13 protein-coding genes are annotated in these 12,523 nt (G+C 68.8%); 8 read left to right on the top strand and 5 right to left on the bottom strand.

The window, feature by feature from the left end; translation table 11 throughout:
* Positions 1 to 4: 4 nt before the first annotated feature.
* The 3 genes from fhuF to LGR69_RS07855 form a co-directional block, all read right to left on the bottom strand.
* The gene (fhuF, locus tag LGR69_RS07865) at positions 5 to 709 is read right to left on the bottom strand and encodes a siderophore-iron reductase FhuF (RefSeq protein ID WP_122162434.1); all 705 of its coding nucleotides are present in this window, start codon (positions 707 to 709) and stop codon (positions 5 to 7) included.
* Complete coding sequence (locus LGR69_RS07860) at positions 706 to 1,965, bottom strand: MFS transporter (protein ID WP_230365688.1); 1,260 nt, start codon at positions 1,963 to 1,965, stop codon at positions 706 to 708. Before LGR69_RS07860 ends, fhuF begins: the two co-directional genes overlap by 4 nt.
* A 400-nt stretch (positions 1,966 to 2,365) precedes the next feature.
* Complete coding sequence (locus LGR69_RS07855) at positions 2,366 to 3,118, bottom strand: L,D-transpeptidase (protein ID WP_230365687.1); 753 nt, start codon at positions 3,116 to 3,118, stop codon at positions 2,366 to 2,368.
* Positions 3,119 to 3,404: 286 nt separating this feature from the next.
* Here LGR69_RS07855 and LGR69_RS07850 point away from each other — a divergent pair, with 286 nt between their 5' ends.
* The 6 genes from LGR69_RS07850 (at position 3,405) to LGR69_RS07825 (ending at position 8,615) form a co-directional block, all read left to right on the top strand.
* Positions 3,405 to 4,121 (top strand): protein phosphatase CheZ, encoded by a 717-nt coding sequence (locus tag LGR69_RS07850; RefSeq protein WP_007569187.1) that lies wholly within the window; start codon positions 3,405 to 3,407, stop codon positions 4,119 to 4,121.
* A gap of 80 nt (positions 4,122 to 4,201) precedes the next feature.
* A complete protein-coding gene (gene uvrC, locus LGR69_RS07845) occupies positions 4,202 to 6,268 on the top strand; it encodes an excinuclease ABC subunit UvrC (protein WP_230365685.1) in 2,067 nt (688 codons plus the stop codon).
* Positions 6,269 to 6,341: 73 nt separating this feature from the next.
* Positions 6,342 to 6,941: a CDP-diacylglycerol--glycerol-3-phosphate 3-phosphatidyltransferase gene (gene pgsA / locus LGR69_RS07840; protein ID WP_163006196.1), complete on the top strand. Its 600-nt coding sequence runs from the start codon at positions 6,342 to 6,344 to the stop codon at positions 6,939 to 6,941.
* Between the two features lie 89 nt (positions 6,942 to 7,030).
* Positions 7,031 to 7,282, top strand: coding sequence for a molybdopterin converting factor subunit 1 (gene moaD, locus LGR69_RS07835; RefSeq protein WP_230365684.1), 252 nt, complete (start codon positions 7,031 to 7,033; stop codon positions 7,280 to 7,282).
* A 229-nt stretch (positions 7,283 to 7,511) separates the two neighbouring features.
* The gene (locus LGR69_RS07830) at positions 7,512 to 7,742 is read left to right on the top strand and encodes a hypothetical protein (protein WP_007569193.1); all 231 of its coding nucleotides are present in this window, start codon (positions 7,512 to 7,514) and stop codon (positions 7,740 to 7,742) included.
* Between the two features lie 174 nt (positions 7,743 to 7,916).
* Positions 7,917 to 8,615, top strand: coding sequence for a ribonuclease activity regulator RraA (locus tag LGR69_RS07825; protein WP_230365683.1), 699 nt, complete (start codon positions 7,917 to 7,919; stop codon positions 8,613 to 8,615).
* Positions 8,616 to 8,673: 58 nt separating this feature from the next.
* Here the strand turns inward: LGR69_RS07825 and LGR69_RS07820 are convergent, their stop codons facing one another.
* Positions 8,674 to 9,696, bottom strand: coding sequence for an MDR family NADP-dependent oxidoreductase (locus tag LGR69_RS07820; protein ID WP_230365682.1), 1,023 nt, complete (start codon positions 9,694 to 9,696; stop codon positions 8,674 to 8,676).
* Positions 9,697 to 9,963: 267 nt separating this feature from the next.
* Between LGR69_RS07820 and LGR69_RS07815 the strand changes: the two genes are divergently transcribed.
* Both LGR69_RS07815 and LGR69_RS07810 read left to right on the top strand, forming a co-directional pair.
* Positions 9,964 to 10,530 (top strand): TetR/AcrR family transcriptional regulator, encoded by a 567-nt coding sequence (locus LGR69_RS07815; protein WP_230365914.1) that lies wholly within the window; start codon positions 9,964 to 9,966, stop codon positions 10,528 to 10,530.
* Positions 10,531 to 10,764: 234 nt separating this feature from the next.
* On the top strand, positions 10,765 to 11,694 hold the full coding sequence (locus LGR69_RS07810) for a DMT family transporter (protein ID WP_230365681.1): 930 nt from the start codon (positions 10,765 to 10,767) through the stop codon (positions 11,692 to 11,694).
* 14 nt (positions 11,695 to 11,708) lie between these two features.
* Here LGR69_RS07810 and LGR69_RS07805 read toward each other — a convergent pair whose 3' ends face one another.
* The gene (locus LGR69_RS07805) at positions 11,709 to 12,482 is read right to left on the bottom strand and encodes an SDR family NAD(P)-dependent oxidoreductase (RefSeq protein ID WP_230365680.1); all 774 of its coding nucleotides are present in this window, start codon (positions 12,480 to 12,482) and stop codon (positions 11,709 to 11,711) included.
* Positions 12,483 to 12,523: the final 41 nt, after the last annotated feature.

The raw sequence follows: 12,523 nt of genomic DNA, 5'->3' as shown, positions 1-12,523 counted from the left end.
CGGGTCAGCGCTCGGTGGCGCGTTCGAGGGGGCAGAGCGCGCCACAGGACGGGACGCCCGGAAGGCGGTGACGCAGGCAGCAGACGCGCCGCCGGCGGCAGCCCGACGCGTCCGCGCACAGGGCCTGCGCGAGGGGGTTCCTACCGCAGGCGAGGTCGCCGCGCCATCCGAGCCGTGTCGCGGCCGCCGGGCAGGTCGGCTCGCCCGCGCAGCCCAACTCCCCGGCGACGTAGTCGAGGATCACCGCGGCGTTCCCCCACAGGACCCGGGGGGCGATCCCGCATCTTGCGTGGCACATGTCGACGAAGGGGCGCAGATGGCCCTCGACCAGGCCCGCGAGGCCGGACGCGCAGCCGGACCGGCAATCCGGCGTCTCTGCCGGGACCAGGAGGCGGGCCGGTCGGCCGGCGTCATCGAGTTCGAGACGCGTCGTGTCGAAGGCGAGCGGCAGGGGGCGCCCGAGACAGGCCAGGGCGGTCAAGGCCGGCGTGGCGAGGGCGGCCAGATAGAACTGGCTCCAGTACGAGACGAGGACGCGCCGGTCGACCGCACCGTAGCCCGCTCCGAAGGTCGAGAGGGTCGTCTCGAACACTTCGGGATCGCGCAACGCGGCCACCGGCAGCGCGGTCGCCCCGCCGGGCCCGACGGCGACACCGTGACGGTACGTCTCCAGCGACGCGGGAACGCGCGCGGCGATCTCGTCAATCATCGCGTCCCCGCCCCGTCGGCCCGGAGGGTCCGATCAACCGTCACCAGCAGCCAGGCCACCGCCGCCGCGTAGAGGGGCAGCGTCGCGCCGAAATAGGACGGCCATCCGGCCCATTCGGCCAGAGCCGGGGCGGCGACCCGCAGGGGCATCGCGGCGAAGAAGGCCGCGCCGAACAGCAGCGCGTAATCCGTGGCCGGCCGCGGCCCCTGCGCCCAGCGGTAGATCATGTTGAACACCGGAACACCCAGGATCCCGCCGCAGAGGAAATTCAGGATCGTCGCCGCGATCGCCAGCTCCACCGCGCCGGCCGCGCAGGCGGACGCCATCAGGCCGCCGGAGACCAGGACGCCGAACGCCCCGAAGGCGATCAGCCGCACCGTGCCGAAGCGTGCGGCGAGGCCGCCCGCGACGAGCGCCATGACGAGGTTGATGGCCGGCAGGACGGTGCCGGTGAGAAAGCCGACCTGCGCGAGCGGCACGCCGAGGTCGAGGAGGGCCAGCGTGTTGGGGCCGGACAGCAGGTAGGAAGCGGCGAAATACGCGCCCAGCACCAGGATCCGCGCCGCAAGCGCGCGCAGACGCGCGAACGAGCCCGACCACCGCTCGGGTACGCCGCCGACCCCGTGGAGACGCGCCTCCGGGTAGCCGAAGATCGGCAGGAGGCACAGCGCGTCCAGGGCCGCGCAGGCCAGGACCGCCAGGCGCCATCCGAGGAGATCGTAGGACCCGACCAGGATCCCGACGCCGAGAATGCCGCCGAGGGACGCGCCGCAGAGCTTGGCCGAGGCGACGAAGGCCCGCCGCTCCGCCGGCACGGTCTCGACCACCAACGCCTCCAGCGCGATGTCCATGGTGGCGACGCAGGCGCAGGCCGCGACCGCCAGCAAGAGCAGCGCCAACAGCGGCCAATGCTCGCCGAAGCTGAGGACGCCCAGGAGCAGCACCGTCGCGCCCTGCGCGGCCACGATCCACCCGACGCGGTGATCGAGGAACGGCAGGCGGACCCGGTCGAGGACGGCGGCCCACAGGAAGGTGAGACCCACCGGCAGATTGATGAGCTGCAGCAGCCCGATTTCGGCCAGTTCCAGGCCCCGGACCCGCAGGATCAGCGGCGCCCCGCCGGACAGGAAGCCGAGGGTGGCGCCGAAGGTCATATACAGACAGAAGAACGGCGCCAGCGGGCGCATGCCGGACAGAAACCTGTCCAACCTCACCCGAACGCTCCCGACGGCGGCGGGGCTCACCACCTGCAGCATCGCGCGCCCCTGCGGAAGGGACGGCGCTGACCCGCCCTACGGTGACGCTCGGACCCCGAACCGTGCTGACTTCGCCAGTTTATAATCAAACTAACTCAATATTGTGCCTCTGATCATTCATTTAGACGTGACACAAGGCTCTGAGCAAGGCGATCGCGCCGGCAAATCCATAGCAACGACCCTGCAGAATGGGTGTCGATAGGACAGCTCATCTCACCCGGGAACGAGCGGTCGATGGACCGCCCGCGACGCTCATCGTCCACGAAGGCCTGCCGCGGGGACGAAGACGCTCAGTGGCCTTCCCCAGTGTCATCACGGCATCGCGGCTTGAAAGTGAGGCTCGCGCCCAGCAGGTCCCTCTCAGAAGGTTGACGGGCGGGAGAAACCGGCGAGACGGGTGTCAAAGCACCTCGACGCGGGTCCCCACCGGAACGCGGTCGTAGAGGTCCACCACATCCTCGTTCATCATCCGGATGCAGCCCGACGAGACCGACTGGCCGATCGTCCCCGGCTCGTTCGTGCCGTGGATGCGGTAGAGCGAGGAGCCGAGATAGAGCGCGCGGGCGCCGAGTGGGTTCTCGGGACCACCGGCCATGTGCCGCGGCAGGTCGGGACGGCGGGCGAGCATCTCGGCCGGCGGCGTCCAGTCGGGCCATTCGGCCTTGCGGCTAACGGTCTTGAGGCCGCTCCAGGCGAAGCCCGGACGACCGACGCCGATCCCGTAGCGCAGCGCCCGCTGCCCAGGCTGAACGAGATAGAGGTGCTTGGCGGCCGTATCGATCACGATCGTCCCGGGCCGCTGAGGCCCGGCGAAGGCGACCTCCTGGCGCCGGTATTCCGGCCCGACCTCCCGGGCGATGCGGCCCGGATCCGCCTGGGGGACGCCGTAGGCCTGCTGCAGTGGGAGAGCCTGCAGGGGCTCCGGCTCGGCTGGCAGGAGTTCGCCGGAATATGCCGCCACCCGCTGCGGCGCGGCCGAGCGTTGCGGCCAGCCGCGGCCCCCTCCCCCGGCTTGACCGGTCACGAGATATTCGATGAGGCCGCCGCCATAGCCGCCGCCTTCGGCATAACGCGACTGCTGTGCCGACGCGGCGGCGCATAGCCACCCCGTGGCCACGACCGCACACAGACCCAGACGGACCGAACCACGCATCGGCGAACGCTCCCGTGGGGGCAGAGGCCCCGATTCGGGGACGATCCACCCGCGACCGGGCGATCCAGTGAATCAACATGGTGAATCACGCCGCGCCGTCCCCGCCCTCCCCGAATGCGCGCGATCAGCGTGAATCGTTAGTAAAACCCTGCGTGCCACAACCACCGATAGGTCAAATGTCGCTGGGGCATAGAAATCGTCGTCGGATGAGGTTGGCAGTCACAGTCCGCTAACCGATTGTGGTAGAGAGTTGCCACCACGGATCCTGAAGGCTCACGCCCCGACGATGACCCAAAAGCGCTATCGTATCGAAGACAGCCTCGGGCTTCCCGGGGTCTTACCCGCCGCACCGGCTCCGGAGGCCTCGAATGAGCGGCTGGACGAGATCCTGAGCGCGATCATGGATCTGCGCCGCATCACGCAGATGAGCGCGGACGAGACGATCGAGACGTGCCGGCGTGAGCTACACGATGCGCTGGCGATGCGCTCCGAACTCGACCTGATGAAGGAGGCGATCACCCGGACCAAGTCCGAGCTGGCGACGCTTCACCGCTCCGAGAACAGCGGCAAGGGCATGCGCCGCGCGGCGGACGAGCTCGACGCGGTGGTCGAATCAACCGAGCGCGCCACGACGCAGCTGCTGAACGCCGTCGAGGAGATCGAGTCGAATGCTGGCATGCTGTACACGGCGAATTTACCGCCGGGCATGAAGCAGCATGTCGACATCATCCAGGAGCGGGTGATCTCGGCCTACGAGGCCTGCAACTTCCAGGATCTGACCGGCCAGCGGATCAACAAGATCGTCGGCGTGATGAAGTTCATCGAGGAGCATCTCGATCGGCTGATCGCGGCCTGGACGCAGCTGGACAGCTTCCGCGACCTGATCACCGTGATGCCGGTCCCGACCGCGCTGGACGACGAGAGCAGCCTGCTCAACGGGCCGAAGCTCGACGACGATCCGGGCCACGTCGACCAGAACGACATCGACTCCCTGTTCGACTGATCCGGTCGGACGGGTCCGGCGCGGTAATTTTGTCGGCCAACCCGGTCCCACTCGGGGGCAGGAACGCTTAGATCTGCGGTATGAACCGCAGAGCCCTCTCAGACCTGCCCCCCGACACCTTCGACGACGGCCGCGACGCCGAGCGCGAGGAGAGCGCCGGCGAGTCCGAGGCCGCGCTGTCCGCCGAGGATTCGCCGGAGATCGATTTCGATTTCGATCCGGGCGCGGTCCAGGCCGGCACCGAGGTGATCCGTCGGTTCTGGTCGACGCTGCCGAACTCCCCCGGCGTCTACCGGATGTTCGATCATCGCGGCGACGTCCTCTACGTCGGCAAGGCCAAGAACCTGAAGGCCCGCGTCGGCTCCTACGCCCGTGGCCAGGCGCATTCGAACCGCATCGCCCGGATGATCTCCCAGACGGCGGCGATGGAGTTCGTCACCACCGCCACCGAGACCGAGGCGCTGCTCCTCGAAGCCAACCTGATCAAGCAGCTCAAGCCCCGCTTCAACGTGCTGATGCGGGACGACAAATCCTTCCCGTACATCCTGGTCACAGCCGACGGGCCGGCGCCGCAGATCGTCAAGCACCGCGGCGCGCGGCGGCGGAAGGGCAATTATTACGGCCCCTTCGCCAGCGTCTGGGCGGTCAACCGCACGGTCAACGCCCTGCAGCGGGCCTTCCTGCTGCGCACCTGCACCGACAGCTATTACGAGAACCGCAGCCGGCCCTGCCTGCTGTTCCAGATCAAGCGCTGCTCCGGCCCCTGCACGGGCGAGATCGGGACCGACGACTACGCCGCGATGGCGGATGCGGCGCGCGCCTTCCTGGCCGGCAAGTCCAACGCCGTGAAGGACCGGATGCGCGCCGAGATGCAGGAGGCGTCCGAGGCGCTGGAGTTCGAGCGCGCCGCCCGCTACCGCGACCGGATCGCGGCGCTCTCGGCGATCCAGGGGGTGCAGGGCGTCAACACCCAGGGCGTCGAGGAGGCCGACGTGTTCGCCCTCGACGAGCAGGCCGGGCAGTTCTGCATCGAGGTGTTCTTCTTCCGCAACTTCCAGAACTGGGGCAACCGCGCCTACTTTCCGAAGGCCGACCGGTCGATGACGGCCGAGGAGGTGCTGGGCTCGTTCATCAGCCAGTTCTACGACGACAAGCCCGCGCCGCGCACGGTGCTGACCAGCCACCCGATCGAGGATGCCGAACTCGTCGCTGCCGCCCTGTCGAGCCGGGTCGATTACCGGGTGGAAATTCACAGACCGAGCCGCAGCGAGCGGAAGAACCTCGTCGACTACGCCCAGCGCAACGCCAAGGAGGCGCTGGCGCGGCGGCTCGCCGACACCGCCTCGCAGGGCAAGCTGCTGACGGCCCTGGGACAGGCCTTCGGCATGGACCGGACGCCGCGGCGGATCGAGGTCTACGACAACTCGCACATCATGGGCACGAACGCGGTGGGCGGGATGATCGTCGCCGGCCCGACCGGGTTCATGAAGACGCATTACCGCACCTTCAACATCAAGTCGGAGGAACTGACGCCGGGGGACGATTACGGCATGATGCGCGAGGTCCTGCAGCGGCGCTTCAAGCGCCTCGTCAAGGAGGCACCCCGCACCGAGCGCGAGGCGGCCGTCGCGGCGGCCGAGGGTGTGGACGCCGAGCCGGTGCCGGCGCCCGCGGAGGATAGCGAGGCGTTTCCCGCCTGGCCGGACCTGGTGCTGATCGACGGCGGCAAGGGCCAGCTCGACGCCGCCCGCACGGCGCTCGACGAGATCGGCGTGTCGGACGTCCCGTTGGTCGGTATCGCCAAGGGCCGCGACCGGGATGCCGGGCGCGAGACGTTTTTCGTGCCGGGGCGGCCGCCGTTCAAGCTTCCGCCGCGGGACCCGACGCTCTACTTCGTGCAGCGGCTGCGCGACGAAGCCCACCGCTTCGCCATCGGCAGCCACAGGGCCAAGCGCAAGCGTGAGATGATCAAGAATCCTCTGGACGAGATCGCCGGCATCGGCCCCAGCCGCAAGCGCGCGCTGCTGCACCATTTCGGGACCGTGAAGGCGATCGAGCGAGCCGCCTTCGAGGATCTGGCCAAGACGCCCGGGGTGAACGCCGCGACCGCGCGCGCCGTCTACGATTTCTTCCATGCCGGCGCCTGAGAATCCCGCCGTCCCGGCCGCGCCCGCGCCCGAGACGTTGACGCCCGGGCCAAGCTCTGATTTCACCCCGTCGATGAACGCCGTCCTTCCCCGACGACGGTCGCCGGCCTGGACGCTCGCGAATTGCCTGACCTACGGGCGCCTCGTCGCGGTGCCGGTGATGGTCGCATTGCTGTTCTGGCCCGACTCGCACACCGCGCGCTGGACCGCGCTGGGCGTTTTCGTGGCGGCCGCGATCACCGACTACCTCGACGGGTATGTCGCGCGGACCTACCACCAGAGTTCCGCGCTCGGCCGGATGCTCGACCCGATCGCCGACAAGCTGCTGGTCTCGGCCTGCCTGCTGATGCTCGCCGCCGACCACACCATCGTCGGCTCGTCGGTCTGGGCCGCGATCGTGATCCTGTGCCGGGAGGTGCTGGTTTCCGGCCTGCGCGAGTACCTCGCCGAGCTGAAGGTCGGCGTGCCGGTCAGCAAGATCGCCAAGTGGAAGACGACCGTCCAGCTCGTGGCGCTCGGCTTCCTGGTGGCCGGCCCTGCGGGCGAGCGGGTCCTGCCCGGCACGGAGGCGATCGGCCTCGCGCTGCTGTGGCTCGCCGCCGCCCTCACGATCTGGACCGGCTGGGACTACATGAGGGCCGGGATCAAGCACGTGATCGACGATCCGCGCTAGGTCATCATCCCGGGACGCGGCTTCCGCGTCCCGACCAGGGCGATGATCGATGGGCGTGGTTGACGGTCCCTTTCCGGCATGGTGACGCGATGAAGCTCGTCTATTTCGCCTGGGTCCGCGAGCGGATCGGCCGCGCCGAGGAGGAGCTGGCGCCGCCGCCGGAGGTCACCACGGTCACCGATCTGATTGCCTGGCTGCGCGGGCGCGGCGAGGAATACGCCTACGCGTTCGAGGATCCGGGCGTGGTCCGCGCGGCCATCGACCGGACCCACGCCAAGCCGGATGCGGCCATCGCGGGTGCCGGCGAGATCGCGTTCTTCCCGCCGATGACCGGCGGCTGAGGCCCGGAGATCCCGGCACGTAGTCCGCCGATCTTGAAAGCCAGGGCTTTCCGGGGTCTCTTGCGGTGTCGCTCCGGCCGCGTTTCAAGCCGAACGGCGCGTGGGCCGAGCCGCGTTCCTCTACGGGTTCGGCCCGCTTTTCAGCACATGATCTAACCACCAGAAATTGCGGAACGCTCAAGCTGGGCCCGCCGTTACTCGGGACCGAAATCGGAACCGGAGTTCCCCGATGCGACACACCCTCCTCGCCGCCGCTGCCCTGCTCAGCCTCGGTGCCGCCGCCCAAGCCCAGACCACCGTCATCGAGCGCGACCGCCCCGCCGTGGTGGTCGATCGTCCGGCCTCCGAGTCGAAGTCCGTCACCGTCCACGATCATGGCGACGGCTGCGTCAGCAAGACGGTCCGCAAGGAAAACGAGATGGGCGATTCCAAGACCGTGAAGAAAGAATCGTGCGACTGAGGCAGGCACCGCTCAGGACAGACGTGGCCCGGGCGCAGGCTTTCGCGCCTCGGTCGTTCCGCGGAAAGAACACCGCAGAACAGTAACTTAGAGCTGTACCCGATCGGATCACGATCGGGTACAGCTCTCCGGCAGGGGGCGGCGATGGCGGCCTCAGTCGGGAAGGATATGCGGATGTCGAGTGACGCCCAGATCGTCGAAGTTCTCTCGAAGGTCACCACGGCCACGATCACGACGATCCTGCTGAAGAAGGGTCTGCGCAATGTCTGGCTGCGCGGGACGCGGCCCCTGAGGCCTGGGCAGCCCCGGATCGTGGGCCGCGCCTTCACCCTGCGCTTCGTTCCGGCCCGCGAGGATCTCGCCACCCCCGAATCGTGGTCGTCCCCGACCTCTACCCGCGCGGCGATCGAGGCGATGCCGTCCGGGTGCATCGCCGTCGTGGACGCGATGGGCGTCACCGATGCCGGGATCTTCGGCGACATCCTGTGCGCCCGCATGGCCAAGAAGGGCGTGGCCGCCCTGGTCACGGACGGCGTGGTGCGTGACGTTGCCGGCGTACTCGGCACCGGCCTGCCGGTCTGGTGCCAGGGCGCGGCGGCGCCGCCGTCCGTGGCGGGCCTGACCTTCGTGGCCTGGCAGCAGCCGATCGCCTGCGGCGGCGTCGCGGTCTTCCCCGATGACGTGATCGTGGTGGACGAGGACGGGGCCGTGCTGATTCCGGCGGCCCTGCTCGAGACCGTGCTGGAACTCGCCCCGGAGCAGGAGCGGTTCGAGGGCTGGATTATGGAGGAGGTCGGCAAGGGTGCCGCTCTCCCGGGGCTCTATCCGCCGAACGCCGAGAACAAGGCGCGTTACGAATCCAGCAAAGGCTGAACCGCCGGGCTATCCGGTCATCGCTTCGTGCGGACTGCGACGGTCGCGGGATGGCCCGTCACAGCTCGACCATGACGAGCCCCCTGAGCCTTCCTTCGCAGGCGTCGTGCAGGGCCTGGGGTGCACGCTCCAGCCCTTGGACCTTCGAGCAGGCGAAATGGAGCCCGGCCTCCCGCTGCCAGGCGATCCATTCCGGAAACACCTCCGCGCTGTCCCGGTCCGCGCTGTAGCCGCGCAGGGTCATGTCCCTGAGGATCAGCTGGAACGAGTCGAGCTCGACCGGCGCGGCGATGCTGGCGCCCGCCACGTTCAGCTCGGCCGTCAATGCGCCGAGCAGGACGAACCGTGCGCCCTCGCGCGCCGCCCCCGCGGCGGCGGCCAGATGCTCGCCGCCGACCATGTCGACGAACACGTGCACGCCGGCCGGCGCGGCCGCCTTGAGCTGATCGGCGATCGGGCCCCGGTTGCGCAGGATCACCGCGTCGTAGCCGAGATCGGCCTTCATCCAATCGGCCTTGTCGGCGCTGCCGGTGCTGCCGATCACCCGCGCTGCGCCGAGCTTGCGGGCGATCTGCCCGGCCATCGACCCGATCGCGCCGGCCCCGCTCGACACGAAGACGGTGTCGCCGGGACGAACCTGGATGCCCCGGGTCAGGGCCGCGTAGGCGGTCCAGCCATGGCCGAGATAGGCGGCGGGCTCGATCGGCCCGCGGCCGACCGCAACGCAGCGGCCGGCATCGACAACCGCGTAATCCCGCCATCCCAGGGGATGGGAAACGAGGGCGCCGACCTCGAATCCGCTCCTGGGCGGGCAGGCCACGACCTCGCCGATCGCACCATCCGCCAGGGCGTCCCCGGGCCTGAGCGCGGGGAACGGAATGCCCTCGACCGCCTGTGCATCTGGGCTCGCCATGAGCCGGGTCGAGATGGAGACGCGAAACCAGCGATTCCGGATGATCAGGTCGTTCGGACCGGGACTCGGCAAACCCGTTTCCGTGATCGTGAGATCGTGGGGTTGGATCATCCCCTCGGGATAGGTGAGCAGCCGGACGGCGCGGCAACGCTCGATGACATGGTTCATGGGAACTCCCTGGCGGGATTGCGGGATGCCGGCCGAGCCGCACCCACCCGAATCGACAGCGTCATCCCAGCAAATGACTGGTGGTCAGTCAAAATTTTTTTTGAGGGTTTTCAGCTTCATTTCCGTTGGCAGGCGCGAGCCGGCCGGCGGCCCCTTTTCAACGCACCGATCCCGGTTCAGGCAAGGCGGATCGCCCGCCCGTCATGGGATCGCACCGTGCCGACCAAGCCCAGGACCAAGCCGCCTCAAGAACGGCGCGAGGATCTGATGAACGCCGCCGAGCGCCTGTTCCTCGATCAGGGGGTGGCATCGACCACGATCGAGCAGATCACCGCCGCGGCGGGGGTCGCGAAGGGCAGTTTCTACCTTCACTTTTCGTCGAAGGAGGATGTGGTCGGCGGGCTGCGCCAGCGCTTTGTCGCCACCCTGCTCGACACCATCAAAGCTGCGGTCGAGCGGCGCGCTGACGGAGACTGGAGCGGGAAGCTCGCGGCCTGGGCGACGGCGTGCGGCCGAGGATACGCCGCCTCCGCACGCCTCCACGAGATCGTCTTCCACGACGTGCCGCCGCCCTCCCTGGACGGTCTGGCCGACAACATCCTGATCGACGATCTGACCCGGCTGCTTGCCGATGGCGACCAAGAAGAGGCCTGGACGATCGCGGATGCCCGCTTCACGGCGGTTTTCCTGTTCAACGCCCTTCACGGGGTCGGGTTGGACGCCGCACAGACGGGGCGGCTGGACGTGATCGAGTCCAGGATCGTGGAGCATTGCTTCCGGCTGGTGGGGCTGCCGGCCCCCGCAGTGAGCGCTGCAGACGACTCTGGCATTTGAAATATGTTCGGTCTGCCGCCGATCAATTGTCGCGAGTCTGACGACGCTGTCAGGCAGTTACGCGCCAGCATCTCTTTTTAATTCGTCCCTCGCACTCGTGGTTTTAAGATTTCAGACATTGAGTTAGTTCGAAAAAAGACTGTTTGTCGGCACCGTTGGCTTCGAGAGCAAGAAACGGGTTGGCCACTCCGGCCGCGGATTCATAGGCTCGGATCGACCTGTTGGAGATCCGCCATGCCGCCCGTCGGGACTCACGCCCTGTCCGCGCCCGAATGGGCGATGCTGCTTGGCCTGTCCGTCCTCTGGGGCGGCTCGTTCTTCTTCACCGGCGTCGCGCTTGCCGGGCTCCCGCCCCTCACCCTGGTGGTTCTGCGGGTCGGGCTCGCCGCCCTGGTCCTGAACCTGATCCTTCCGTTGACCGGGACACGTCTGCCGGGCACGCGCGACATCTGGGCCGCGTTCCTCGGCATGGGCCTCTTGAACAATGTTCTGCCCTTCAGCCTCATCGTCTGGGGCCAGACCCATATCGCGTCCGGCCTCGCCGCCATCCTCAACGCCACGACGCCGCTCTTCACGGTCCTCGTCGCCCACCTGCTCACCCCCGACGAGCGGATGACCGGCAACCGGCTTGCCGGCGTGCTGGTGGGCTTGGGCGGCGTCGCCGTGATGGTCGGCCCCGCCGCCGTTGCGGGATCCGGCGCGGGGTTCCTGGCCCAGCTCGCCGTGCTGGGTGCGGCCCTGTCCTATGCCGGCGCCAGCGTATTCGGGCGGCGCTTCAAGCGGATGGGCGTCCCACCCCTCGCGGTGGCCACCGGGCAGGTCACCGCCTCGGCTCTGGTGCTGTTGCCGGCTGCGCTGACGATCGACCACCCCTGGACCCTGCCGATGCCCGGCGCGCCCGTCTGGGGCGCGGTCTTCGGCATCGCCACGTTGTCCACCGCACTCGCCTACGTGCTGTATTTCCGGATCCTGGCGCGGGCGGGGGCGACGAACCTCTCGCTCGTCACCTTCCTGATCCCGGTCTCGGCGATCCTGCTGGGCGCCCTGGTCCTGGGTGAGCGCCTCGAAAAGCGGCACTATCTCGGCATGGCCCTGATCGGCGGCGGCCTGGCGGCCATCGACGGCCGCCTCCTCCGCAGAATCCGCGCCGCCGACGGATCGTGAGTTCAGCCCGCGTGTTACCGCCAGCCGGCGTCGATGAAGTAATTGTGCCCGGTGCACATGCGGGCATCGTCGGAGGCGAGGAACAGCACCAGGGCGGCGACGTCGGAGGGCTGGATCCGCCCGTCCAGGCACTGCGAAGCGACGATCTCGGCCTCGCCCTCGGGGGTATACCAGCGCTCCTGACGGGGCGTCTGGACGTTGCCGGGCACGACCGCGCAGACCCGGATGCGGTCCCGGCCGAGGTCGCGGGCGAGCGCCCGGGTCATCCCCTCGATCGCCGCTTTGGCGGTCTGGTAGACGGCCAGCTCCTTCAGGCCGAGATGCCAGCTGATCGAGCCGAAGTTCAGGATCACGCCGCCGCCGGCCCGGCGCATCGCCGGCACGGCGGCCTGCGCGGCGAAGAACAGGTGACGGAGATTCACCGCCATCCGGTCGTCCCAATATTCGGGCGTGACGTCCTCGAGCTTGTGGCGGTCGTCGTTGCCGGCATTGTTGACCAGGACGTCGAGCCCGCCGAGCGCCAATTCGGCCTCCGCCACCAGGGCGCGGACGGCGTCGACATCGGTGAGATCGCAGCGCCGGTAGAGCGGCGGGTGCGCCGCACCGGGGGACATGCGCGCGACCAGGGCTTGCGCCGCCTCGTCGGCGATGTCGCAGAACACGACGCGGGCACCCTGGGCGACGAAGGCTTCGACCAAGCCTTCACCGATCCCGGAGGCGCCACCCGTCACCAGCACGCGTTTCCCGCGAAGAGTTGGGTAGATGGCGTGCGTCGAGGATGAGGACATCGGCAAGTCTCCGAAGGCTGAGACGGCGCAGAATCGCCGAC

Origin of the sequence: Methylobacterium brachiatum (assembly GCF_020523825.1) — a bacterium.
In the GTDB taxonomy this organism is placed as follows: domain Bacteria; phylum Pseudomonadota; class Alphaproteobacteria; order Rhizobiales; family Beijerinckiaceae; genus Methylobacterium; species Methylobacterium brachiatum.
The sequence above is the reverse complement of the archived record's forward strand: the minus strand, read 5'-3'. Positions and strand labels throughout refer to the sequence as shown.